25 protein-coding genes are annotated in these 24311 nt (G+C 67.9%); 16 read left to right on the forward strand and 9 right to left on the reverse strand.

Annotated features, from left to right (window positions below; all coding sequences use genetic code 11):
• The first annotated feature begins 166 nt into the window (after nt 1-166).
• From ACSQ2B_RS03740 to ACSQ2B_RS03750, 3 genes are all read left to right on the forward strand, one after another.
• The gene (locus ACSQ2B_RS03740; protein ID WP_436047455.1) at nt 167-967 is read left to right on the forward strand and encodes an alpha/beta fold hydrolase; all 801 of its coding nucleotides are present in this window, start codon (nt 167-169) and stop codon (nt 965-967) included.
• Between the two features lie 147 nt (nt 968-1114).
• On the forward strand, nt 1115-1273 hold the full coding sequence (locus tag ACSQ2B_RS03745; RefSeq protein WP_436047457.1) for a hypothetical protein: 159 nt from the start codon (nt 1115-1117) through the stop codon (nt 1271-1273).
• An 11-nt stretch (nt 1274-1284) separates the two neighbouring features.
• Complete coding sequence (locus ACSQ2B_RS03750; RefSeq protein WP_436047458.1) at nt 1285-1713, forward strand: hypothetical protein; 429 nt, start codon at nt 1285-1287, stop codon at nt 1711-1713.
• Nucleotides 1714-2022: 309 nt separating this feature from the next.
• Here ACSQ2B_RS03750 and ACSQ2B_RS03755 read toward each other — a convergent pair whose 3' ends face one another.
• A complete protein-coding gene (locus tag ACSQ2B_RS03755) occupies nt 2023-2778 on the reverse strand; it encodes an SDR family oxidoreductase (RefSeq protein ID WP_436047460.1) in 756 nt (251 codons plus the stop codon).
• Nucleotides 2779-2987: 209 nt separating this feature from the next.
• Here ACSQ2B_RS03755 and ACSQ2B_RS03760 point away from each other — a divergent pair, with 209 nt between their 5' ends.
• The 8 genes from ACSQ2B_RS03760 to ACSQ2B_RS03795 all read left to right on the forward strand — a co-directional run bounded on the left by ACSQ2B_RS03760 (nt 2988) and on the right by ACSQ2B_RS03795 (nt 11842).
• Complete coding sequence (locus ACSQ2B_RS03760; RefSeq protein WP_436047462.1) at nt 2988-3452, forward strand: carboxymuconolactone decarboxylase family protein; 465 nt, start codon at nt 2988-2990, stop codon at nt 3450-3452.
• A 161-nt stretch (nt 3453-3613) separates the two neighbouring features.
• Nucleotides 3614-4015 carry a hypothetical protein gene (locus ACSQ2B_RS03765; RefSeq protein WP_436047463.1) on the forward strand — a complete coding sequence of 134 codons (402 nt, stop codon included), beginning with the start codon at nt 3614-3616 and terminating at the stop codon, nt 4013-4015.
• Nucleotides 4012-5094 (forward strand): TetR/AcrR family transcriptional regulator C-terminal domain-containing protein, encoded by a 1083-nt coding sequence (locus ACSQ2B_RS03770; RefSeq protein WP_436047465.1) that lies wholly within the window; start codon nt 4012-4014, stop codon nt 5092-5094. Before ACSQ2B_RS03765 ends, ACSQ2B_RS03770 begins: the two co-directional genes overlap by 4 nt.
• Nucleotides 4988-6454, forward strand: coding sequence for an efflux transporter outer membrane subunit (locus ACSQ2B_RS03775; protein ID WP_436047467.1), 1467 nt, complete (start codon nt 4988-4990; stop codon nt 6452-6454). Before ACSQ2B_RS03770 ends, ACSQ2B_RS03775 begins: the two co-directional genes overlap by 107 nt.
• A complete protein-coding gene (locus tag ACSQ2B_RS03780; RefSeq protein ID WP_436047469.1) occupies nt 6451-7614 on the forward strand; it encodes an HlyD family efflux transporter periplasmic adaptor subunit in 1164 nt (387 codons plus the stop codon). The genes ACSQ2B_RS03775 and ACSQ2B_RS03780 overlap by 4 nt, the downstream gene beginning before the upstream one ends.
• Nucleotides 7604-9139, forward strand: coding sequence for a DHA2 family efflux MFS transporter permease subunit (locus tag ACSQ2B_RS03785; protein WP_436047471.1), 1536 nt, complete (start codon nt 7604-7606; stop codon nt 9137-9139). The genes ACSQ2B_RS03780 and ACSQ2B_RS03785 overlap by 11 nt, the downstream gene beginning before the upstream one ends.
• Nucleotides 9140-9340: 201 nt before the next feature.
• Nucleotides 9341-10096 (forward strand): sensor histidine kinase, encoded by a 756-nt coding sequence (locus tag ACSQ2B_RS03790; protein WP_436047473.1) that lies wholly within the window; start codon nt 9341-9343, stop codon nt 10094-10096.
• Between the two features lie 96 nt (nt 10097-10192).
• Entirely contained in the window at nt 10193-11842 is a 1650-nt protein-coding gene (locus ACSQ2B_RS03795) for an electron transfer flavoprotein-ubiquinone oxidoreductase (protein ID WP_436049574.1), read from the forward strand.
• Between the two features lie 33 nt (nt 11843-11875).
• Here ACSQ2B_RS03795 and ACSQ2B_RS03800 read toward each other — a convergent pair whose 3' ends face one another.
• The 5 genes from ACSQ2B_RS03800 to ACSQ2B_RS03820 form a co-directional block, all read right to left on the reverse strand.
• Entirely contained in the window at nt 11876-12346 is a 471-nt protein-coding gene (locus ACSQ2B_RS03800; protein WP_436047475.1) for an SRPBCC family protein, read from the reverse strand.
• Nucleotides 12336-12698, reverse strand: coding sequence for an ArsR/SmtB family transcription factor (locus ACSQ2B_RS03805; protein WP_436049576.1), 363 nt, complete (start codon nt 12696-12698; stop codon nt 12336-12338). Before ACSQ2B_RS03805 ends, ACSQ2B_RS03800 begins: the two co-directional genes overlap by 11 nt.
• A gap of 143 nt (nt 12699-12841) precedes the next feature.
• Nucleotides 12842-13447, reverse strand: a complete 606-nt coding sequence (locus tag ACSQ2B_RS03810) for a glutathione binding-like protein (RefSeq protein ID WP_436047477.1) — start codon at nt 13445-13447, stop codon at nt 12842-12844.
• A gap of 16 nt (nt 13448-13463) precedes the next feature.
• Nucleotides 13464-14258, reverse strand: coding sequence for an SDR family oxidoreductase (locus tag ACSQ2B_RS03815; protein ID WP_436047479.1), 795 nt, complete (start codon nt 14256-14258; stop codon nt 13464-13466).
• A gap of 5 nt (nt 14259-14263) precedes the next feature.
• On the reverse strand, nt 14264-15043 hold the full coding sequence (locus tag ACSQ2B_RS03820; protein ID WP_436047481.1) for an SDR family oxidoreductase: 780 nt from the start codon (nt 15041-15043) through the stop codon (nt 14264-14266).
• A 258-nt stretch (nt 15044-15301) separates the two neighbouring features.
• Here ACSQ2B_RS03820 and ACSQ2B_RS03825 point away from each other — a divergent pair, with 258 nt between their 5' ends.
• Both ACSQ2B_RS03825 and ACSQ2B_RS03830 read left to right on the forward strand, forming a co-directional pair.
• A complete protein-coding gene (locus ACSQ2B_RS03825) occupies nt 15302-16138 on the forward strand; it encodes an alpha/beta fold hydrolase (RefSeq protein ID WP_436047483.1) in 837 nt (278 codons plus the stop codon).
• A gap of 90 nt (nt 16139-16228) precedes the next feature.
• A complete protein-coding gene (locus tag ACSQ2B_RS03830; protein WP_436047485.1) occupies nt 16229-16675 on the forward strand; it encodes a cupin domain-containing protein in 447 nt (148 codons plus the stop codon).
• Nucleotides 16676-16773: 98 nt separating this feature from the next.
• Here the strand turns inward: ACSQ2B_RS03830 and ACSQ2B_RS03835 are convergent, their stop codons facing one another.
• From ACSQ2B_RS03835 to ACSQ2B_RS03845, 3 genes are all read right to left on the reverse strand, one after another.
• Nucleotides 16774-18021, reverse strand: coding sequence for a sensor histidine kinase (locus ACSQ2B_RS03835; RefSeq protein ID WP_436047486.1), 1248 nt, complete (start codon nt 18019-18021; stop codon nt 16774-16776).
• 12 nt (nt 18022-18033) lie between these two features.
• Nucleotides 18034-18384 carry a response regulator transcription factor gene (locus tag ACSQ2B_RS03840; RefSeq protein WP_436049578.1) on the reverse strand — a complete coding sequence of 117 codons (351 nt, stop codon included), beginning with the start codon at nt 18382-18384 and terminating at the stop codon, nt 18034-18036.
• Nucleotides 18385-18481: 97 nt separating this feature from the next.
• The gene (locus ACSQ2B_RS03845; protein ID WP_436047487.1) at nt 18482-19228 is read right to left on the reverse strand and encodes a response regulator transcription factor; all 747 of its coding nucleotides are present in this window, start codon (nt 19226-19228) and stop codon (nt 18482-18484) included.
• Nucleotides 19229-19392: 164 nt separating this feature from the next.
• Between ACSQ2B_RS03845 and ACSQ2B_RS03850 the strand changes: the two genes are divergently transcribed.
• From ACSQ2B_RS03850 to ACSQ2B_RS03860, 3 genes are all read left to right on the forward strand, one after another.
• Nucleotides 19393-22497 (forward strand): two-component regulator propeller domain-containing protein, encoded by a 3105-nt coding sequence (locus ACSQ2B_RS03850; protein ID WP_436047488.1) that lies wholly within the window; start codon nt 19393-19395, stop codon nt 22495-22497.
• Complete coding sequence (locus ACSQ2B_RS03855) at nt 22490-23125, forward strand: response regulator transcription factor (protein WP_436047490.1); 636 nt, start codon at nt 22490-22492, stop codon at nt 23123-23125. Before ACSQ2B_RS03850 ends, ACSQ2B_RS03855 begins: the two co-directional genes overlap by 8 nt.
• A gap of 223 nt (nt 23126-23348) precedes the next feature.
• Entirely contained in the window at nt 23349-24308 is a 960-nt protein-coding gene (locus ACSQ2B_RS03860) for a hypothetical protein (RefSeq protein ID WP_436047492.1), read from the forward strand.
• Nucleotides 24309-24311 lie beyond the last annotated feature (3 nt).

A 24311-nucleotide genomic window follows, 5' to 3' on the forward strand; every position in this document is an offset into this window, starting at 1 on the left:
GCTCGGCGGTCTCCACCTCCACAGACTGTCATCGCCGTGGATCGGATCGGCAGCGCCGCCCCGCGCGTCTGATGCCGCACCACGCAGCAGGCGTCGGGGCGTGCGCGGCGATCGCGACGGGCGGTTTCGCAGTCTCTCCCATGACGATTTTCCAGGGAGTTCCACGATGAGCAGACTTCCTATGACCCGGCGCGACGCCCTGGCCGCCGGCGCGGTGAGCGCTGCGGCAGGCCTCATGGCGGAGCCGGCCGCCGCCGCGCCAGGGCCGGCGCCGCAGAGCGGGACCACGACCTATCTGGTCTGCCACGGCGGCTGGTCGGCGGGATGGGTCTGGAAGAAGATGCGGCCGCTGCTGCACAGGCCCCCCACCTCCGCCCTGTACACCCCCACCTATACGGGTGTGGGCGAGCGGGCCCACCTGGCGACCCCCGAGGTCGGCCTGGAGACGCATATTCGCGACGTGCTCGGCGTGATCGAGGCCGAGGAGTTGACCGATATCACGCTGATCGCGCACTCCTACGGCGGGATGGTGGCCACCGGGGTCGCGGACCGGGCGCGCGACCGGGTCAGGCGGCTGATCTACCTGGACGCCTTCGTCCCGGAAGACGGCCGGAGCCAGTTCGATCTGATCAGCCGAAAGACAGGACCGGACACGCCCTGGCTGGTGCCACCGCGACCCATTCCGCCCGACACGTCGGAAGCCGATGCGCGTTGGCTCAACGCCCATCGCTCGCCGCAGCCGCTCGCCAGCTTCACCACACCGTTGCACCTGTCCGGGAAGGAACTGCCGCCGCGGGCCTATATCCGGTGCACGCGGCTCCCCCCGGACGATCCGCAGAAATCCTCAGCGCTGAAGGCGAAGGCGAACGGCTGGCCCTACGTCGAGATCGACACCAGCCACAATCCGCACGTCACCGCGCCGGAACTCCTGGCCTCGACCCTGCTCCGGCTCGCGCAGGTTACTTGATTGTGCCAGGCGGGAATTTCAAAGCATTTCGGACCACCTGCCGCGGGACGATACTCGCGCCATTCCCATCGGGCTGGGTGTCACCGGCCTCACCGATTGAGATGGCACAACCGTCCCTTTTGGCTGCGGCGCTCAAGGTTGCGGCGGATGACGGTGATCACGATGATCCGCGAGGAGCTCTCTCGGCTGCTGGTTCTGATCGAATTGGCGGATGGCCGCACGTGGGCCGATGACGTCGCGGCGTTTGATGGGTCGGTGTGGGATAATCTGTACCTCGACTTGCGCGAGCGCCAATCACGTCGTTAGGCTCCCGCTCTATGGAGCTGGATATTCCCAATCGTGACGGCTGGGTAACTGGCGCGTTGGCCGAGCTTCCGCCGTGCCCGCCGTTCCCAGAATTTACGGATTTCGAACAGCGAGCGCTCGACTCTATTGCGGCTCTATTCGATGCCGATGAAGACGTTTTTCGCAGGCAGATTGCGGCTGCGCGCGTAGTCGATCGCATCAACACGATTGTGGGCTTCTACGCGAGGGTGATCGTAGATCGCTCCAAGTGCCAGCCGTTGAACATGCGCGCCAAGGGCGGCCACTTCGAGGTCGAAGGGATTGAGCACGGAATGGGAGTCGTCCTCTGGGAGGAGGACGGTTACCTCAATCTGATCGAGGGCTTTACCTATTCAGACTCTCCGCTCGAAGGGGTCGATCTGGCCGAACTCAAGTTCATCAGATTGGTGCAGCTCGGCTAATCATTCCTAAGTGCCTCGGGTGTCGGCCGGCGGTCGGGCTCTGCGCGTCGTGAAGGCTCCGCGCCCGTCCCGTCCAGTCCCCCTGCCCCGTTGCACTTCGCCTGGAACCCACACCCGCTACCGGCCCCGCCCACTTTGCTCAGCCTGGCCGAAGGCAGCGGACGCCACGAGCATCCGCTGCCCCCTCGACTCTTGGGCCGGACGGGTCGGGCGCTCGCCTGCCGTTTCGTTGGCCGCAGGATGAAATCGGAAAAAATCCTGCGTTCGCCATCCCCGTCGCGTCCGATTAACACGGCCGCAGAGGTCGGATCAGTCCGCCGGAATGAACTCGTGCAGCCAGTTCTCCAGGCTGATCGTCCCGACGCGGGGGTTGGGGCCGGGGGTTAGCGAACGCTCCTCCAGGACCGCTCCGAAGTAGGGCGTCTTCGGGTCGGCCACGATGCGTCGCGGGTCCCCCTTGGCGCTGAGGTACTCTTCGGCGAAACGGTCAATGGCGATGGTCTCCGGCCCCGCGATCTCGATCGTGCCGTTCACTGGCGCGCCCACGGCGATTTCGGCGAGGACAGCGACGACGTCGTCGGCATGGATGGGTTGCACCAGTGCGGCCGGCAGGTGGATCTGGCCGTCGATCGCGCCCGACTTGATGATGCCGTCGATGAAGGGGAAGAACTGGGTCGAGCGCAGGATCGTGTAGGGCGTCGGGGAGGCCTTGATCAGCTCCTCCTGCACCAGCTTGGCGCGGAAGTAGCCGCTCGCCTGCAGGCGCTCCGTCCCGACGACCGACAAGGCGACGTGATGCCCGACGCCGGCGACCTGCTCGGCGGCGAGCAGGTTGCGCCCAGCGGTCTGGAAGAAGTCCATGGCCGCCGCGTCCTCGAACGACGGTGAATTGGCCACGTCGACGACGACCTGAGCGCCGACGAGCACCTCGGCCAGGCCTTCGCCGGTGATGGTGTTGACGCCCGTATTGGGGGCCGCGGGGATCGCCTCATGCCCATGGCTCTGAAGGCGCGCCACGAGCCTGGACCCGATGAGTCCGGTGCCGCCAATCACAACGATCTTCATTTTCGCCTCTCCTCGGCTGATCAGGTCCGAGGAAGCTAGGGCCGATGCGCCACGCGCAAAATCAGCCGCTGGTCTAGCGGGCCTCCTGCCGCCGGCACGGGCGCCTCCTATACGAAAGCATTAGATCGGTGAGCCGCTGGGCACGATGGCCGCCATCCGGCCCGGACCGGCACCCTCGGATGGTCATCAACCCCCGACAGGACCCGACCATGACCCCCCGCTTTAACGCGTTCAAAGTCTCGCCCGACCTGACCAAGGCCCTGATGGGCGTCGAGGCCGCCCTCGCCGAGAGCGGCCTCGAGCACAGCCTGGCGGAGCTGGTGCGCCTCCGCGCCTCTCAGATCAACGGCTGCGCCTTCTGCATCCACATGCACGCAGCCGACGCGCGTTCGCACGGCGAGACGGACCTGCGCATCATCATGCTGAACGGCTGGCGGGAGTCCCCGCTGTTCACTGACCGCGAGCGCGCCGCCCTGGCCTGGACCGAGGCCCTGACCCGGATCGCCAAGACCCATGCGCCGGACGCCGACTATGAGCTGGTGAAGAGCCAGTTCAGCGAGAGCGAGATCGTCGCCCTCTCCATTCTGATCGGCCAGATGAACGCCTGGAACCGCCTGCAGATCGCGGCCCGCGCCGTCCATCCCGTTGAAGCGGCCAAGAGCGCCGCCGCCTGAGGATCCGTTCCGCATTGATCGGCCCCCCACCGGTCGACGACCCCGCGCCGGGTCGAGACCGGCGAGGACGTCCTCTCTCCCCCTCCCCCACCCGGGAGAGAGGCGTCTTCGGACGCGACCGCCATGGTCCGATCCCGCCCAAGCTTAGAGGAGATCCTCCGTTGCTGAGGACCACCTGTATCGGCCTTGCCGTGGTGCTGGGCGTCGCCGCCGCAGCCAACGGCCTCTTCATGCTGGTCTCGCCTGACAGCTGGTACCTTGCTGTGCCGGGCGTCACGACGACCGGGCCGTTCAACCAGCACTTCATCCGCGACATTGGCCTGATCCATCTGCTCCTTGGCGCAGGTCTCCTGGGCGGGGCGGCCAGGCCGCACGTGCGCGCCCTGCTCTGGACCGCTACGGCGGTCTGGCTCTCCGGCCACGCCCTGTTCCATTTCTGGGAAGTCGCCGTCGGGATCTGCGGGCCCTCGGCGCTCGCACGTGACTTCGCCGGGGTGACCCTGCCCGCCATTCTCACCTGGCTGCTGGCGCTATGGGCCTTCCGCGAGGACCGCCGCGCATGAGCCCGCCGATCGCGAGCGTCCTGGAGTCGAGCCAGCACCTCGACGTGGACGAGAACGGCGCGCCCGTGACATTCGAACCGTCACGCTGGCTGGTCTGTTTCGTTCCCGGCCTGCGGGGCCAGTTCTGGCACCGCTTCGTGCACAAGACCCACAAGCACGTCCTGATGCTCAAGCCCAACCCGGACGGGACCTGGACGCTGTTCGAGCCTTGGTGGACGCGGCTGCTGGTGCGCACGATCAGCCCGGCCCAGGCGGTGCGATTCCTGCGATGGGCCGCCATGGGCGACGTGCTCCTGGTCGAGGAGGACGTGCCCGGTCGCGGCAGCCAGTTCCGCGGCTGGGCCAACTGCGTCAGCCTCGCCGTCTTTGCGCTCGGCCGGTCCTATTGCGTGTGGTCACCCCATGCGTTGTTCAAGCGCCTGCTGTCGGAGGATCGCACCCAGAAGATCGGCGTCGCCGAGTTCGTCGCTCGCTACTCCGCCGCCCAATCCGAGCGCCAGGCCCGCGAACGCCGCGACCTTGCGACGCCGCATGCGCTGGCGGATCTGCGCAGCGCCATGGTCGATCTGGGCCGGGCGGCGTTCGGGGCCCCGACGACGCCCAGGCTGGTCGGCTCCCACCGTACCGCAGTCTCCGAGGCGTCCCAGTTCCTGGCCCTGGCCAGCAGCCGTTACGAGCAGGGCCAGCAGGACGTGTGCGTGGCCCTGGCCGAGCACCTGGGCGCGGCTCGCGACCGCGGCGAACTCCTCGTCGACGACTGCCAGGTCGCCGCGAACCGCTTCCTGAGCATGTTGCGGGCCAGTCCCTTCACCCAGGCCGTGATCGGACTGGGCATCCCGCCGACGGATCGCGAGATCGAGGCGGCGGTGACCTCGACGGTCGACCTGTTCCTGGACGGGATCCGTCCCCCCGCGGCGGCCCCAACTCACGCAAACGACACCGAACCGTTCGCTCAAAACGAGAGGCAATCCCATGCTCGAGGGCAATCGGACGAGGACGACGCCCAAGGTCCTGACCGGGCTGGTGATGCTTCTTATGACGGGTTGCGCGACCATCCCCGACTTGGGCGAGCGGGCTAGGCCCGCGCAGCCGGGCGATCATGCGTCCGCGCGCAGCTTCAGCGGCGAACGGGCCGAATGGCCCAAAGAGCAATGGTGGAGCGCCTTCGGCGACGCGCAGCTCGACGGCCTCGTCGCTGAGGCCCTGGCCGGCTCTCCGACGATCGAACAGGCCGCCGCGCGGATTCAGGTCGCCACGGCGCAGGTCGATCTCGCGCGCGCGGCCTTGCTCCCCAAGGCGGGGCTTCTGGCGACCGCAAGGTATTCGCGCATCACCCAGAGCATCGGCCTGCCGACCGACGGCGAGTGGCATCTGCTGGGCGCGGGACTGTTGAGCGCCAGCTACGACATCGACCTTTGGGGCAAGAACCGGTCGGCGCTGCGCGCGGCCGTCTCGGATCGCCAGGCGATCGAAGCGGATGAGGCGGCCGCCCGGCTGGCGATCGCGGTTGCGGTGGCATCGGCCTACGCCGACCTGGCGCAACTGCATCTCCGGCGCGACGTCGCGGCCGACGCATTGCGTTTGCGGCGGGCGACTCTGGATCTGGTCAGCCGGCGCTTCAACGCCGGGCTCGATACCAGGACCTCCCTGGAACAGTCCGAGGCGGGCGCCGACACCGCCGCCGGGACGCTGGCCGCGATCGACGAGGCGATTGCGCTCAATCGCAACGCCATCGCCGCGCTGCTGGGCGCGGGCCCCGACCGGGGATTGGACATCCAGCGGCCGACGCTGCTGTCGCGCAGGTCGCCGGGCGTGCCGGCCGACATCGCGATCGGCCTCGTCGGACGGCGCCCGGATGTGGTCGCAGCCCGCTGGCGGGTCGAGGCCGCCGCTCAGCGTATCGGCGTCGCGCGGGCCGGGTTCTATCCCAATGTCAGCCTGGCCGGGCTGATCGGCGTCGCGTCTTTTGGTCTGTCGAACCTGTTCGAGGACGCGTCCGTCATTGGCTCGGCGGGACCGGCGATCAGCCTGCCCCTTTTCGACCGCGGACGGCTGCAGGCCAACTATCGCGGCGCCAGGGGAAACTACGATCTCGCGGTCGCACGCTACGACGAGACCTTGCTCAAGGCGCTGCACGACGCCGCGGACGCAGCGGCCTCGCTGCACAGCCTGGATACGCGGCAGCGGAGCGCTGACGCCGCGGCGGCCCGCCACGAGACCGCCTACCGCCTGAGCCGGATGCGCTACGAGGGCGGCCTTTCCAACTACCAATCGGTGCTGATCGCCGAGAACGCCCTGCTCGAGGCCCGCGACCAGGCCGCGGCGCTGAGACTGCGCGGCTACGTCCTCGACGTCGCTCTCGCCTGCGCCCTCGGAGGCGGCTTCCGCGGTCAGACACCTTTCACCAGCCCAACGCCAGCAGATGGGGCGACCCGATGAACGTCGCGATATCTCAAGTTCAGCCCGATGACCGAGCGTCAGGGCGTCCCGCCAAGAGCAGCAAGCGCAACAGGCTGCTGCTGATCTTCGTCGGAGCGATCATCCTGATCGTGCTGTTGTGGTGGATCTGGTCGACCTTCTTCGCGAGCCACAGCCAATCCACGGAGAACGCCTACACCAACGTCGAACTCGCCCAGGTGACGCCGCTGGTCGGAGGACCGGTCAAGCGCGTCGCCGTGACCAACACCCAGGCGGTGCGCGCCGGCCAGGTGCTGGTGGAAATCGACGACACCGACCTCCAGCTGGCGGTGGCGCAGGCCGAGGCGGCCTTGGGCCGTGCCCGACGCCAGGTCCGGCAGGTGCTCGCCAACGACGCCAACCTGGCCGGCCAGGTCGGGGCGCGTTCGGCCGACGTCGCCAGCGCCCAGGCCGATCTCCTGCGGGCCCAGGCCGATTTCGACAAGGCGGCGCTCGATGAGCAGCGCCGCGCCGCCTTGGCCGGACCCGGCGCGATCTCGGCCCAGGAGTATAGCGACGCCCAGACCCTGACCCGCCAGGCGCGGGCCGGCGTCACCCAGGCCCAGGCGCACGTCGTCGCCGCCCAGGCCGCGAAACGCGCCGCCGCCGGCGCCCGCCGCGCCAACGAAGTCCTGTTCGAAGACGCGACGGTCGAGACCCATCCAGACGTGCTCGCGGCGAAGGCCAGGCTCGAACAGGCCAGGATCGATCTGGCGCGCACCGTCATCCGGGCGCCGATCGACGGCGTTGTCGACCAGCGCAGGGTCGCGGTCGGCCAACGCGTTCAGCCGGGGGCGCCGGTGATGGTCGTGGTTCCCGTGCAGAGCCTCTATGTCGACGCCAACTTCAAGGAAGGCCAGTTGCGCGAGGTCCGCCCGGGTCAACCGGCGACGCTCACCTCCGACCTCTACGGGTCCAAGGTGGTGTACCACGGCCGCGTCGAAGGCTTCGCCGGCGGCTCGGGATCGGCCTTCGCCGCCATTCCCGCGCAAAACGCCACCGGCAACTGGATCAAGGTCGTCCAGCGCCTCCCGGTCAGGATCCGGCTCGATCCGAAGGAACTTCGCGAGCATCCCCTGCGGGTCGGCCTGTCGATGCACGCCGAGATCGACCTGTCGGGCGACGATCGCCATGACCGATGATCGCCCGCCAGCCGCCGACGAGGGCTATCCGCCTCTGACCGGCGCGTCGCTGGTGCTGGCGGCGATCGCCTTGTCGCTGGGCAACTTCATGGTGGTGCTCGACACCACCATCGCCAACGTCGCCATGCCGACGATCTCCGGCGATGTCGGAGTCTCCACGACCGAGGGCACGTGGATCATCACCGCCTACGCCGTCGCAGAGGCGATCACCGTGCCGCTGACCGGGTGGCTCGCGCGGCGGTTCGGCCAGGTCCAGGTGTTCATCGCCTGCACGATCGCCTTCGTCATCTTCTCGGTGGCGTGCGGGCTCTCGGGATCGCTGGGCTTTCTCGTGCTCTTCCGGATCCTCCAGGGGTTCGCGGGCGGGCCCCTGATCCCGCTGTCGTCGACCCTGCTGATCTCTGTCTTCCCCAAGGCCAAAGCCAATGTGGCGCTATCGATCTGGGGCCTGATGACCGTCGTCGCGCCGATCTTCGGACCGATCATCGGCGGCTATATCTCGGACAACTCCCACTGGGGATGGATCTTCTACATCAACATCTTCTTCAGCGCGTTCGTCGGGGCGACCGTCTGGATCCTGCTGCGCAACCGGGAGACGCCGATCCAGCGCAGCCGGATCGATATCGTTGGCCTTGGGCTGCTGGTCGTCTTCGTCACCGCCTTCCAGGTGATGATCGACAAGGGGCGCGAGCTGGACTGGTTCTCGTCCGGCTTCATTGTCGGCGCGGCGATCACGGCGGCCATCGCGCTGGGCCTGCTGATCATCTGGGAACTCACCGACGAGCTTCCGGTCCTGGATCTGACGCTGTTCAGGTCGCGCAACTGGCTGGTCTCCACAATCACGCTCGCGCTGATGTTTGGCCTGTTCTTCGGCAACATCGTCCTGACGCCGCTCTGGCTGCAGCAGATGATGGGCTACACAGCCACTTGGGCAGGCTTCGCCACGGCGCCGATGGGCATATTGGCGGTGCTGAGCGCGCCGATCGTCGGGCGCCTGCTCGCCAAGGTCGATCCGCGCCTGATCGTCACCTTTGGCATGGGGGTGCTCGCCATCTCCTTCTTCATGCGCGCGCACCTCACGGCCCAGGCCGATTATCTCCACGTCGCCATGGCCATGTTCGTGCTCGGAGCCGGGGTGCCCGCGTGCCTGGTGACCCTCACCTCGCTGGGCGTGGCCGACCTTCCGCCGGAACGGGTGGCCGGCGGCTCGGGTCTGCAGAACTTCATCCGCATCATGGCCATGGCGGTCGGCGCCTCGCTGACTTCGACCTATTGGGACCACATGATCAAGGCGAACCGCGCCAACCTGGTGTCGGTGATCGACCCGATGGTCGGCTCGACGCCCCCGCCAGGGCTGCCGCCCGAGGCGGGCCTTCCAGCCTTCTCAAGGCTCGTGGACGCGCAGGCGGTGATGCTGGCCACCAACGACTTCTACGCCATGGCCACCATCCTGATCCTGGTCTTCGCCGGCGTGATCTGGCTGGCGAAGCGTCCCACGGGTCCGCTGAAGCAGGTCAGCCACTAACGACCCACCGGGCCGGCGAGCGCCCTCCCCCTGAAGGCGTCCTCAGGCGTGCGCAGCCTGAGGTTTGATGGGCGAACCCCTATACCGGGGTATGCCCCTCCTCCACCCTTCTGGACAATCGACGGCCAAGCGGCGCCGCCCTAGCGTTTTCCCCGCGGCTTGAGCCCAGCGGATCGCCGGGCGAACGACGGGAGAGGCGCGATGCCCTGTGAAGTAACTGTCGCTGGCCTCGATGGCGATCCGCGCTCGGCCCCGGAGGGATTTCCCGGCGCGGCCGGCGTCGTCCACGATCTCGGTAATCTGATCCAGATCGCCGCCTCGGCGGTGAACGTCGTCAGCCGCAGTCCGCGCGCAGCCCAGGACCCCGGGCTCGAGCCGATCCTCGCCCGCGCACGGACCGCGCTGGAGCGCGCAGGCGCCCTGGTCCATCAGACGAGGCGCCGGACCGTTGAGCCGAGTTTCGAGGTCCGGGCGGCGCCGGACCTGCAAAGCATTCCGGCCTGTCTGGACGAGATCCGGGCGCTGCTCGCCTGGATCTGTGAGCCGGGCGTCACCCTGGCGATCGAGCTCGGGCCGGACCTCCCGCTGGTCCGCTGCAACCGCCTCGAACTGCAGAATGCGGTGCTTAACTTCGTGATCAACGCCCGCGATGCGACGCCGGACGGCGGTTCGATCGGGATCGTCGCCCGCCGCGTGGCGGAGGGGGCGTTCGCGGGCGTCATGGAGCTCAGCGTCGTCGACGACGGCGCCGGCATGTCGCGCGAGACCTTGGCGCAGGCGTTCAACCCCTACTTCACGACCAAGGCCGATGGCCGCGGCACGGGCCTCGGCCTGGCGATCGTCCGGCGTTTCGCCCATGAGGCCGGCGGTCGCGTGGATATCGTGAGCGCTCCTGGCGAAGGCACGACGGTCACCCTGCGCCTGCCGCCGGCTGGCCTGCCTGGCGCGGAGGCTTGATCAATGACCGCGCCCAGCCCGCCGGACGCCTGGAAGGCCGCTGTTCTCGACCGGCTGCCCACGATCGAGGCGCTCAAGGGCGTCGAGCGCGAGGTCATGGCCTACGACGTGGTCATCGTCGGCGCAGGCCCGGCCGGCCTCGCCGCCGCGATACGGCTGAAGCAGTGCGCTCAGGCGGACGGCCGCGAGATCTCGGTGGCGGTCCTGGAAAAGGCGGCGGAAATCGGCGGCCACATCATCGCCGGCGCGGTGATCGATCCGCGCGCCCTGGGCGAGCTCTTTCCTGATTGGAAGGCGCGGGGCGCGCCCCTCGAAACCCCGGTGACGCGGGACAGCTTCCTGCTCCTCCTGGGTCCGCGGAGGCGTCTGCCCCTGCCGATGTTCGCCCTGCCGCCCCTCATGCATAACCACGGGTGCTACGTGGCCTCCCTCGCCGACGTGACGCGCTGGCTGGGGCGGGAGGCCGAGGCGCTCGGGGTCGAGGTCTATCCGGGCATGGCGGGCAGCCAGGTGGTGTGGGACGAGCCCTCCGGCCGTGTGAAAGGCGTCGTCGCCGGCATCTTCGGCGTCGGCCGCGACGGCGCCCGGACGCCTGCGTTCCATCCCGGTGCCGAGCTGCACGGCAAATATGTGCTCATCGCCGAGGGCGCCCGCGGCGCGCTCGCCAAGACGATCATGGCGCGGCACGACCTCGGCCGCGACGCCGATCCCCAGATCTTCGGCCTGGGGATCAAGGAGCTCTGGCAGGTCCCGGCTGAGCGTCATCGGCCGGGATTCGTCGAGCACACGGTGGGATGGCCGCTCGACGCGTTCACCGGCGGCGGCAGCTTCCTCTACCACTTCGGCGACCGGTTCGTGTCGGTCGGCTACGTGGTGCACCTCAACTACAAGAACCCCTTCCTCTCGCCGTTCGACGAATTCCAGCGGTTCAAGCACCATCCGGCCGCAGCCGCTCACCTGGAGGGCGGGACCCACATCTCCTATGGCGCCCGGGCCATCACCGAGGGCGGGCTGCAGTCGGTTCCCAGGCTGGCGTTTCCCGGCGGCGCCCTGATCGGATGCTCGGCGGGCTTCGTGAATGTGCCGCGCATCAAGGGCAGCCACACCGCGATGAAGACCGGCATGCTGGCTGCGGACGCGGCCTATGACGCCGTCGCGGCGGGCCGGGCGGGCGACACGCTCGCGGCCTACCAGGACGCCTACGAGCGAAGCTGGGTGCATGCGGAGCTGAAGAGGGTGCGCAACGCCAAGCCGCTGCTCAGGTTCGGCGCCATCCTGGGCGGGACGCTCGGCCTGTTCGACATGTGGTTCCAGACCCTGTTCGGCGGCTCTTCGCTGTTCGGAACCCTGCGCCACCGTAAGAGCGACGCCGCCGCCACCGAGCCGGCGGCCAAGCATCGGCCCCTCGCCTATCCCAAGCCGGACGGAAAGCTGTCGTTCGACAAGCCCTCCTCGGTGTTCGTCTCGAACACGAACCACGCCGAGAACCAGCCCTCTCACCTGAGGCTGCTGGACCCGTCCACCCCGATCTCGGTGAACCTTCCGACCTACGGCGAGCCCGCCCGGCTCTACTGCCCCGCCGGCGTCTACGAGGTGCTCTACGACGCCGAGGGAGGCCATCCCCGCTTCCAGATCAATGCGCAGAACTGCGTCCACTGCAAAACCTGCGACATCAAGGATCCGTCCCAGAACATCGTCTGGGCGCCGCCCGAAGGCGGCGGCGGTCCGAATTATCCGAACATGTAGATCGGGCGGCCGCGCCGCGGCCCGGTCGCCGGTTCACGCCAATCGCTCGGCAAGCGCCGCGAGTTGGTCGATCGCGGTCCCCCAGCCGTCGTGGAACCCCATGTCTTCATGCTTTCGGGAGTCCGCAGCATTCTTGTGCAGGACGCGGGCCGAGTATCGGGCGCCGCTTCCCTCCGGCTCGATCGTCATGATCGCGGTCAAGGCCAACCAGGGCTCGGCCGGACGCCAGCCTTCGACCAAGGCCGTCGTAAACGTCAGGCGGGCTTCAGGAACGATCTCCAGGAAGCAGGCTTCGACATGGGGTTGGAATTCGCCGCCGCCCTCACGCATTCGCGTCTCGAAGCCGCCGCCCGGGCGCAGGTCCAGCTTGACCACCTTGCATTCGATGGGCGCGGGTATCCACCATTTCGCCAGGTGCTCGGGCGTGCTCCAGGCCTTCCAGACGACGGCTGGCGGCGCGTTGATGAAACGCCCAATGGCGAGTTCAGAGTCTTCAGCCGGCATCTTCAACGCTCCTGGACATTTGGGTTTCGACATAGTCGGCAAGCCGATCCGTTCTGGCCTGCCAAAGCGCACGTTGCTCGGAGAGCCAGGACTCGGCGGCCGCCAGCCTCTCGGTATTCACCCGGCAGGTGCGGACGCGGCCGATCTTCTCGGAACTGATCAGGCCGTCCCTCTCTAGGACCCGAAGGTGTTTCATGAAGGACGGCAGCCCCATGTCGAAGGGCTTCGCCAGTTCCTTGACCGGTGCGGGACCCTTCGTAAGGCGGCTGACGACAGCCCGTCTGGTGGGATCGGCGAGAGCGTGGAAGGCCGCATCGAGAGGCGATTGATGGTTCTCCATATGGAGAACCATCAATGAAAGTGTTCCGTTTGGCAAACTAAATCGCCTGGAGAGGATCCGGGGCGACGGCCGCCGATCAGGCCGACGCCGACCCGCTCATTTCGCGGCGCGACAGAGGTCGCGCCGCCGACAACCACGCAGGTGGGCAGGCGTTCCTAAGCTGCGCGGGCGGCCAGAAGAGGAAGGCCCTCCTCGCGCAGGACGCGCTGGATCGCGGGACGATCTTCCATGCGAGCCAGAAGAGCCTCGAGGGCGGCCGGGACCTCGACCCCGAAGCGGACCGCCCACCGAAGCATGACGAACAGGTAGAAGTCGGCCACGCACGGTTCGTCCCCGAACAGGTAGTCCCCGGCGAGCGTCCCTGCGACGTACCGCAGCTTGGCGGCGAGCGTCAGGCGCGCCTTCGCCTTCTCCTCGTCCGTGCTCGGATGCCACATCGGCTTGAAGCCGTGATGCAGCTCGGTCGTGACATAGGTCAGCGCTTCGAGCATCCGCGTCCGGCCAAGCGGCCCGTCGACGGCAAGCTGGGGAAACTGCGAGGCGATCCAGTCCAGGACGGCGACGTTCTCCGTAAGGATCTCGCCGGTTTCGAGGACCAGGGCCGGCACATAGTTCTTAGGCGTGATCTCGCGGAAATCGCGGCCTGACGCCGTGCGCTTGGTCCTGAGGTCGACGCGTTCGCGATCGTAGGCGACGCCGGCCTCCTCGAGGGCGATGTGGTCGGCCAGGCTGCAGGCCAGCGGGGAATAGTAGAGTTTCATCTTGGTCCTTTCGAATTCAGGGATTGGCGGGCGACGAAGCCGCCTGTCGGGCAGTCGCGCGGTCGCGCGCCCACTTCCGCAGCCAGCCGTCGAACTCGGTGTGGCCGAACCGCGGGATGCTGCCTGCCATCAGCGTCTCGTCCGTCAGCGTGGCGCCGAAGTAGAGCGCCTGCGGGTCGGTGACGACCTGACGGCCGTCGCCGGTGGCCGACATGAAGGTCCGCACAATCTGGTCGAGGCGATGGGAATCCGGCCCGGCGATCTCGACGGTCGCATCGACCGGCTGCAGGGCGGCCAAAGCCGCCAGAGTCGACGCGACGTCGTCCGCCGCGATCATCTGGACCCGGGCCGGCGCCAGGCGGACCTCGTCGCCGTCGACGCTGGATCGCACGATCGCGCCGAGGAACTCGAAGAACTGCGTGGCGCGCAGGAGGGTATAGGGCGTGCCCGCCGCCGCGACCTGCTGCTCCTGGGCCAGCTTGGCGCGGAAATAGCCGTTGGCGTGCAGGCGCTCGGCGCCGACGATCGACAGGGCGATGTGGTGACGCGCGCCGAGCTCGGCCTCCGTGGCCAGGAGGCGGCTCGTGGAGGTTTCGAAGAAGTTCAGGGCGACCTCGTCGTCGAACGAGGGGGAATTGGTCACGTCGATCACCACCTCGGCGCCGGTCAGCGTCTCTCGCAGACCCTCGCCGGTGACGACGTCCACGCCCGTGCGCCGGGACGCGGCGATCACCTCGTGGCCCTGTTTGGCCAGGCGCTCGAGGACATTCGCGCCGACGAGCCCGGTTCCGCCCATGACGACGATCTTCATGTTGATCACCCGATCTTTTGGAGATGAGAGGGCGCGCGCGGCTGCAGGGACTGGCGCAGCCAGTCCTCGAACCGGAGCAGGCCGATGCGGGCCTCGCGGCCGGGCAGCAGCGACTGGTCGGTCAGTTCAGCGCCGAAGTAGAGCGCGTGCGGGTCCGCGATGATCCGGCGCGGGTCTTCGTAGGCGGTCATCACCTCGGTCGCGAGGTCGGACAGGCGGAACCGCTCGGGGCCGGCCACCTCGACCGTCCGGTTCAACGGCTCGCGGGTCGCGAGGTCGGCGAGCGCCTCGGCGACATCGATGCCCGAGATCGGCTGCGCCAGCGCCGGCGAGATCACCACATCATTGTCGCCGCCGTCCTGGACCACGCCGGCGATGAACTCGAAGAACTGGGTCGAGCGCAGGATGCTGTAGGGAATTCCGGAGGCCTTGATCAGGTCTTCCTGGAGCTTCTTGGCGCGGAAGTAGCCGCTCGCCTGCAGGCCGTCGGTCCCGACGATCGACAGGGCGATGTGATGCTGCACCCCGGCGGCCTTCCCTGCCGCCAGCAGCCTGCGCCCCGAGAGCTCGAAGAAGTGAAGCGCGGCCGCCCCGTCCAGCGACGGCGAGTTCGACACGTCGACGACGCCGTCCGCGCCGGCCAGCGCATCGTCCAGCCCCTCGCCCGTGATGGTGTTGACGCCGTAGGTGGGTGAGGCTTCAAGGACCATGCAATCGGTCTGCCGGAGATTGTAGACGAGCTTCTCGCCGATGCGACCGCTGCCGCCGATGACCACGATCTTCATGTCCGTCGCCTCGATGCTTGGCGGGACTGCCAGCGTCTGAAGGCTAGGGCGGCGGCCGGGCGTGGGTCGATTGGGGCGAAGGGTGAGGCCGTCCCATACCAAGGCATAGGCCCGCCCCGCCGGCTGGCGGATCAGGCGCCGCCTCCGGCGTCCTCACGCCGGCCGCGCCCTACCCGAAGGCGCCATTGAGGCCGCCTCAGTTCGGATGAGAGGCTGAGCTCTCGTGGCGGCCCTGCTCGCCCGAAGGGAGCAAGAACGATGTCCACCGTAACCACGCATGACGGCGTCGAAATCTTCTACAAGGACTGGGGGCCGAAAGCCGCACAGCCCATCGTCTTCCATCACGGATGGCCGCTGAGCGCCGACGATTGGGACGCCCAGATGCTCTATTTCCTGTCCAAGGGCTTTCGCGTCATCGCGCATGACCGCCGCGGGCACGGCCGCTCGACGCAGGTCAGCGACGGTCACGACATGGACCACTATGCGGCGGACACCTCCGCGGTCGTCGAGCATCTCGACCTCAGGAATTCCGTGCACGTCGGCCATTCGACCGGCGGCGGGCAGGCCACGCGCTATGTCGCCCGTCACGGTCAGCCGCAGGATCGCGTCGGCAAGCTGGTGCTGATCGGCGCCGTGCCCCCGGTCATGGTGAAGTCCGCCGCCAATCCCGGCGGCCTGCCGATCGAGGTGTTCGATGGCCTGCGCCAGCAGCTCGCCGCCAACCGGTCGCAGTTCTATATCGATCTGGCGAGCGGCCCCTTCTACAGCTTCAACCGGCCCGGCGCGACGCCGTCGCAGCCGATCATCTGGAACTGGTGGCGCCAAGGGATGATGGGCGCGGCGAAGGCGCACTACGATGGCGTCAAGGCTTTCTCGGAGACGGATTTCACCGAGGACCTGAAGGTCATCACCGTCCCGACGCTGGTGATGCACGGCGACGACGACCAGATCGTGCCGATCGCCGACTCCGCGCCCCTTTCGGCCAAGCTGCTCAAGAACAGCACGCTGAAGATCTACGAGACCTTCCCGCACGGCATGTGCACGACCCACGCCGAGGTCGTGAACCCCGACCTGCTGGCCTTCATCAAGGGCTGAAAATTCAGACCGCAACGGCGTGCGCAGTTGCTCGACGCGAAGGGGCTACGCACGCTCGCGCTCTCGTACCGGCGACCAAGGGAGAAAGTCATGAAGGCGACGATTTGCGCATTGGCTGCATTGGCGGTGCTGACGGCGACCCACGCCTACGCCCAGGACGGCGGACCCGACCACGCGACGAAATTGGCTGGCTCCAAGGAAGCGAAGGTGACGCAAGTCTACCAGCACGCCATTCCCGGTGTTCCAGGCAAGAGCGTGAAGGGCGTCTTGGTCGAATATGGTCCCGGCGGCTATTCGCCCTCACATAGGCACGCGAAGTCAGCGCTCATCTACGCAACCGTTATCGAGGGCGAAGTCCGCATGAAGGTCAACGGCGGGCCGGAGAAGACCTACCGCTCGGGCGAAAACTGGACGGAACTGCCCGGAGACCACCACCAGGTCAGCGCAAACGCGAGCCAGACAAAGCCCGCAAAGATCCTCGCGGTCTTCATCGTCGACGACAAGGACCAGATGCTGACGATACCGGATAGGAAGTGAGGAACCTCGGCGGAGAGAACCGCGACCCGACGCCCGCGGCCAAACCTGAATGACGATGACGCGCGGGGCCAGAAGGGTTCCGGGTGTGGAGAGCCCCGTCAGTCGCCGGACTGCGGCTGCCCGGCCACCGGAAGGGCGACCCGGAACATGGCGCCCCCGTCGGGGTGGTTCGCAGCGAGGATCTGGCCGCCGTGCTCGGCGACGATCGACTGGCAGATCGCCAGGCCGATCCCCATCCCAGTGTCTTTCGTGGTGAAGAACCCGTCGAACACTTGGTGCAAGTTCTCCTCCGCGATGCCGGGCCCCGAGTCGCGGACGGACAGCGTCACGGCATCGCCTCCGTCGGCATCGACCCGGAGCTCGATGCGGCGCTCCGGAGCATCTGCATTGCCGATGGCCTGGATGCTGTTGACCAGCAGGTTGACGACCACCTGCTGCAACTGAACCCGATCGCCCACGACCGCCGGCAGGACGCCGGCGTCCGCCCGCAACAGGGTGATCCGTTGGGCCTCAAGGTCGTGGCGGACGAAATGCAGGGCTTCGTCGATCACCTCGGCCAAGTCGAGGGCCAGGTGCTGCGGCTCGTGCTTCGCCATCATGCTGCGCACACGCTGGATGATGTCGTTCGCCCGCTGCGCGCTCGCCGCGATGCGCGTGGTCAGCTCGCCCACCTTCGCGAGGTTCGGCTCCTCGCGGGCCAGCCACCGCAGGCTGGTCTCGGCGTTGGTGACGATCGCGGCGAGCGGCTGCTTCACCTCATGGGCGATGGAGGCCGCGAGTTCGCCCAGCATCGAGACCCGCGCGGCATGCGCGAAGTCCGCCTGCAGGCGGCGAAGCTGCGCCTCCGTCTGCAGGCGCTCGGTGATGCACTCGATCGTGATGAAGGTGGTGTCGAGGTCTTCCGGCGGCGTCGGAAATGTCACCGAAAAGATGACGTCCCGCACCTCGCCGTCGAGGGTGGCCATCTTTGCCTGCTCGACATAGTTGCGCCGGCCTTCGAAGTGGGCGGTCATGACTCGTTTGGCCATGTCCGGCGTCGCCGCGAAGAGGTACCGGACCGGCCGGATCAATTCGGAGGAGTCGGCGGCCCGGAACAGGGAGACGGCCGCTCGGTTGACCTCGGTGACGACAACGATGTCCTTGGCGAGCTCCACCAGGTCCGGATGGTCGTCGAGGTAGCTCGCGACGTCGCTCAAGCCCTCTTCCCGAAGGCGCATGAAAATGTCGCCGACGGCGCGGGCGTCCACGTACCAGAGCGGCGTGGGCGTGTGGTGGATCAGGATCCGGAAGCGGTCCTCGCCGGCCTGCGGATCCTCAGCAATCTGGCGATCAGTCAAGTCATCCATGTGCCGCCGACCTCAGCCGAGGATAGACGCCAGATGGCTCAGGAGGTCCGCATCCCGGATCGGCTTGACCAGAAAGGCGCGCGCGCCGCCGTCCATCGCCCTCTGACGCGTCTGTGCGTCGATGGCCGACGTCACCACGATCACCGGCAGATCCGGCTCGGATCGCTTGATGCGGGCGAGGAGCTCCAGCCCGGTCATCCCTGGCATCCGCAGGTCGGTGACGACAGATACGAACGCCCCCGGCGCGTGGGCCGCGAGGAACGCCTCGGCGCTCGCGAAGGCGCGGCAGGCAAGGCCTTCGACCAGAAGAAGATCGCAGAGGGCGGCGCGCATCTCGCTGTCGTCGTCCACGATCGCGATCACAGGGGAAAGCGCCAACAGCCTGTACCTCTACGCGGTGGCCCCTGGGGCCACGCCAAGCTGTCGCGCAATCTGAACGCGACGGGTACCATACCATGGTCTAGGGTTGCTCTTCACGGGCGCCAGCCGGCAGCATCTCCCAGGCGCGGATCAGGTCTCCCAGGGAGCGCGCCTGCATCTTCCGCATGACGTTGCTGCGATGCAGCTTCACGGTGATCTGGCTTATGCCGAGGTCGAAGGCGATCTGTTTGTTGAGCCGCCCGCGCGCCACCTCGCGCAGCACTTCCCGCTCACGGGGCGTGAGCGTGGCCAAACGGTCGAGGTGGTGGCGAACGGCTTCAGCGTCTGTCCGATGCGCCAGGTCGCGCTCGATCGCAACGGTGACCGCGTCCAGCAGCGTCTGGTCTCGCACCGGCTTGGTGAGGAAGTCGACCGCGCCCGCCTTCATCGCCTGCACCGACATGGGGATGTCGCCGTGCCCGGTCAGGAAAATGATCGGCTTGACGTCGCCGGTCCGGGCCAGGTGATGCTGCAGGTCCAGGCCGCTGGAGCCAGGCATCCGCACGTCGAGGATCAGGCACCCCGGGCGGTCCGTCAGGTCGGATTCCAGCCAGGCCCGGCTTGATGCGAAAGCCTCCGCGTCGAGCCCCACCGAATAGAGCAACTCGGCCAGGGCCGTGCGGACCTCCAGGTCGTCGTCCACGATCACGACGAGTGGGCCTTCGGCGTCGCCGTCGTCTACCGCCCCGTTCTGCCTATCGGTCCCGCCTCGTGCCGGGAATTCGCGCAACAGCTGCTGATTCATGATTTGCACCACCTCGCCGTCGGTCCAGCGGAGACGCGCCATACCGCCACGATCCGCCCGCGAGTGGCGCCCCCGGATAGGGGAAGCCGCACCCCCTGGATAGGGGAGTGTCCCGATCCCCGGTTTTGGGGATAACGGTCATGGGCGTTCCAAACGACAAAGTGTTGAGGCCGGAGCTGCGGGTCGCCGGAACGGCAGGGCGCGGAATGCAACTGAACAGGGCGGTTCTCATCGCGGCGATGCTGCTGGCGCAGCCCATCTGGGCCCTCGCCGCCGAACCGCCGCGCCGTCTTGCCCACTACACCCACCAGCGCTGGACCGAAGGCAGCGAATCGCCCGGCCCGGTGCTCGGAATCGCGCAAGGTCGAGACGGCTACCTCTGGCTCGCCACCGGCGAAGGGCTGTTCCGGTTCGACGGGATCAACTTCGAGCGGATCGACGCCGCGGACGGCGAGGAGGCGCAAGGCTCGACCAGCGCGCTCCTGGTCGCCCGCAACGGCGACGTCTGGACCAATTTCGACGCTTCGGGTCGGTTCGCAATCTACCGGGCCGGCGCGTTGCGGCTCGTCAAGGCGCCGGCTGTTCAGAACCGGATTATCGCCTTTGCCGAAGGCCTGGACGGCGCGATCTGGGCCTTGACCGCCAGGTACGACGGCGAAGTGCTCCGATACCACGGTGGAAGGTGGCGCCTGTTCGATGCAAGGCAGGGCCTGCCCCTGGACGACGCCTTCAGCATGTTGGTGGCCGCCGACGGCGCGGTCTGGATCTCGTTCGGCAACTCCGTCATGCGGGCGCCCGCGGGCGCAGAGCGCTTTGAAACGGTGCGGAAGACCCCTGGCGCGAACGGAAAGCTTTCGCAGGACCCCGCGGGCCGCATCTGGCTTTCCGAGGCGCGCGGCAGCTATCCCCTCACGGGTTCCGGGGGGCGCGGACCGCCGCCCCGCCTCCGCGCCCCGTACCGCACCGACGACTCGCAGATCCGCGGCGCTCCCATGTTCGATCGCGCCGGCAACCTCTGGATCGCGCGGCGCTATGACGGCGTGCAGCATCTAGCCTCGGCGAAGCCCACGGGACCGGGGTCGACGGCCGATGCCGACGTCGAGTCCTTCCGCAAACGCGATGGGCTCTCGTCCGACGTGACAAACCAGGTCTTCGAAGACCGTGAAGGCAATGTGTGGATCGGCACCGAGCGGGGCCTGGACAAGTTCCGGCCCGCCACGCTGAGGGCCGAACCGGAGCTCACCGCCCCCGCCGCTTTCGGCGACAAGCTCATGCAAGCCTCGGATGGAAGCGTCTATATCGGCGAGGCGAGGACCATCTACCGCGTCGCGCCCGGCGGCGAGCCGACCCCGATCCTGCGCAATGTCCGGGAGCCGCAGAGCATCTGCGAGTCGCCTGACGGCAGCGTCTGGATCGCCTACTCGAGGCGCATTGTCGTCTGGAAGGGCGGCCGAATCCGCCAGTCGATAGAACGGCCCAATACCGGAAGCCTGCACGGCATCATCTACGACTGCGCCTTCGATGCGCGCGGAGACTATTGGTACGCCGCGGGCGGTGAGGGCCTGTACCAGTACAAGGCCGGGCGGTGGACGGCGATGTTCGGGCCGACCGACGTCAACGACTTCTATCCGATGACCTTGGTTGACGACCCGCAACGACGCTTGATCGTCCAATGGGGACGCCGCGATCTCGCGTGGATCGACTATCCTGCACGGACCGTGATCCCACTGAATTTCGGAACCGCCCCACAGCGCGTTTCCGCGCCCGTGGACTTTGGGGAAGGCGGTCCGCAGCCGCTCACCGTCTACGCACCCGGCAAGGGCGATGTGTTCGTCGCCGGAGCCTTCGGCCTCTCGCGCTTTCGCGCGGGTCGCTTTGAGACGGTCTGGCCCGATCGGCGGCCCCGCAACCGGCGCATCAGCGGCATGGTGCAGACAGCAGAAGGCGACATCTGGATCGCCTTTCCAACGACGCTGGAACGGTTCCGATCGCAGGATCTGGACCGTGCGTTTGCGAACGGCGTCCTTCCGCCGCCCACCGTGTCCCTCGGCTTCGGCGACGGACTGACGAGCCGGACGCATTCGCACACCCAGCGGTCCATCGTGCGCGGCGGCGATGGCCGGCTGTGGATCGCCACAGAGACCGGCACGGTCTGGATGGATCCGGCGCGGATCGTGCGGGACAACCTGCCGCCGAGCGTGGCGATCCGATCCCTGACGGCGGACCGCCGCTTCTACCGCGATCCCGCGGCCCTCGAGCTGCGCGCGGCGACCTCCAACGTCGAGATCGACTACGCCGTGCTGAGCTTCGCCGACCCGCGGCGCGCGCGGGTCCGCTACAAGCTCGAAGGCTTCGACGAAGCCTGGCTGGACCCCGGCGCGCGGCGGCAAGCCTTCTACACGAACCTTCCGCCCGGCAAGTACCGCTTCCGGGTGATCGCCGCGAACGCAGAAGGCGTCTGGAACCGCGCCGGCGCCGTCGTCGACTTCGAGATCCCGCCCACCTTCCTGCAGTCCCGCGGCTTCCTGGCGCTCTGCGTCGGGTTGGGGTTGCTGCTGTTCTGGGGCTTCTATCGGTTCCGTGTGACCCAGGTCGCCGACCGCATCCGCACGGAGCTCGAGGCGCGGCTGCAGGAGCGCGAGCGGATCGCGCGCGAACTGCACGACACCCTTCTGCAAAGCGTCCAGGGCCTCACCCTGCGGTTCCAGTCCGTCGCCAACAAGATGCCGCCCGGCGACCGGTCGAAGGAACTGCTCGAGACGGCCCTTATGCGCGCCGACGACGTCATCGTGGACGGCCGCAATCGGGTCAGAGATCTCCGGGTCGCCGACGACCGCGGCGACTTGGCCTACGTCCTGAAGGCGGCAGTCGACGCCGCGGGGTTCGATCCGTCGATCCCCGTCCGCATCTCCGTCGAGGGGGCTCCTCGGGCGATCCACCCCATGGTCCTGACGGAAATTGGGCGCATCACCGGCGAGGCGCTCTTCAACATCGCCCTCCACGCGAAGGCGCAGTCGGTCGAGATCGCCGCAAGCTTTGGCGAGCATCAGCTGACGTTGCGCATTCGCGACGACGGCGTCGGCATCGCGCCCGACGTGCTCGCCGCGGGCCAGAAACCGGGGCACTTTGGGCTCGTCGGCATGCGCGAGCGCGCCGAGCGGATCGGCGGGACCCTCTGCGTCGAGAGCGCGTCGGGCTCGGGGACCGCCGTCAAGCTCACGGTTCCCGCGCGGCTCGCCTTTATGCGCAGGAGGACAGGTCGGCGCCTGTCCTCGCTCTTCCGCCTCCGAAAGGGAGCCGCCGGTGCCTGAGTCCAGTACGCGTCCGATCCGCATCCTCGTTGTCGACGACCACCCAATCCTGCGCGAGGGCGTCGCGCTGATCCTGGAGGACCGCAGCGACATGGTCGTCGTCGGGGAAGCGCGCGACGGCGTGGAGGCGATCGTGCGCTTCCGCGAGCTGCAGCCGGACATCACCCTCATGGACCTCCAGATGCCGGGCATGAGCGGTCTCGAGGCGATCAAGGCGATCCGGGCCGAGCGTCCCAACGCCCGCATCGTCGTGCTCACGACCTATGACGGCGACGTCCAGGCCGTCCGCGCCCTGAAGGCGGGCGCCATGGGCTATCTCCTCAAGAGCAGCCTGCGCACCGAGATGCTGGACGCGATCCGCGAGGTCCATGATGGCCGCCGCTACCTGCACCGTCACATCGCAGACGAGATCGCCCTGCATGTGGTCGACGACCCCCTCAGCGAGCGCGAGGTGGCGGTGCTGCAGCTCGTCGCCGTCGGCAGGGCGAACAAGCAGGTCGCCTGGGAGCTTGGGGTGTCCGAGGAGACGGTGAAAGCTCACCTGAAGGCGATCTTCACGAAACTGGACGTCGCAGACCGCACCCACGCGGTGACGGTGGCCGCCCGCCGCGGGATCATTGACCTCTGACGGGCGAGCGAGTGGCTAGCCGGCTTCAGCGGCCCCTGGCGATCGCGCCCCTATACCGGGTTATGCCCTCCCCCTCGGGACAATCGACCGCGAAGCGGCGCGGACTAGCATCCCTCTCGTGGCAGCCCCTGGCGCCAGCACAACTATTCGAAAAGGCGGTCGCGTCCTAACCCCGTTGGTCGACCGGCTGCGTAGAACGTCATGTTGGATCTGGGAGGCGCGCATGACGTCGGCTGGTGGAGTTCAAACGTGCTTTCGGCGGAGGACGGCTTTCGCGGCCGCGATCGCGACGATCGCACTCCTCGGCGCGACGAGCGCCTTGGCCGATCAGGATCCGGTGGATCTGCAGGTGATCGACCGCGACACGGGTCAGCCGCTACGGGTCTGGCGTCACCATGGGCGTCTGTTCATCGCGGGCGAACCGGGCAAGCGTTACGGCCTGCGCGTGACCAACCACACCGACGGCCGGGTACTCGTGGTCCTGTCGGTCGATGGCGTCAACATCCTGACGGGCGAGACCGCGAGCTACGACCAGAGAGGCTATGTGTTCACCGCTCATCGGTCGTACGACATCAACGGGTGGCGCAAGTCCAACACTGAGGTCGCCGCATTCTCGTTTGCCCCGCTCCCGCAGTCCTACGCCGCTCGCACCGGTCGCCCGAACGACGTCGGCGTCATCGGCATGGCCGTCTTCAAGGAAAAGTTCGTCCTTCCGGTCCCCGCCGACGTTTCGCCCCCGCCTGAACCCGTTCAGCGCGATGAAGCGCGGCGTGCGCCGTACGGCCCTCCAAAGGCGTCGCACAACGTTCCGACGATTCCGCCGCTCCCGGTCCCGCCAGTGGCGCACCGCATCGAGGAGCCCGTCGTGGCCGGACGGACGATGCGCTCGCCGCGGGACTCCCTCGCCCCGAGCCAGCCGGAGGGCGGGGTCGTCGCAAGGCGACCGGACGAGAAGCTGGGCACCGCGCACGGTGCGCGGGAATGGTCCGTGGCCACCGTCGTCAGGTTCGAGCGGGCGACGCGCTACCCGCAGAGCATTCGGCAGATCGAATACGACACCTACGCCAATTTGGCCGCCAGCGGCGTAATCCCCGCCTCACCCTACGCGGATCGTCGGCCCCGGCCGTTTCCTTCCAAGTCCGGTCGGCAAGGGTACGTCCCTGACCCGCCGCCGGAGTTCTGAGCC

This window comes from Phenylobacterium sp. LjRoot225 (genome assembly GCF_964252855.1).
Taxonomy (GTDB): domain Bacteria; phylum Pseudomonadota; class Alphaproteobacteria; order Caulobacterales; family Caulobacteraceae; genus Phenylobacterium.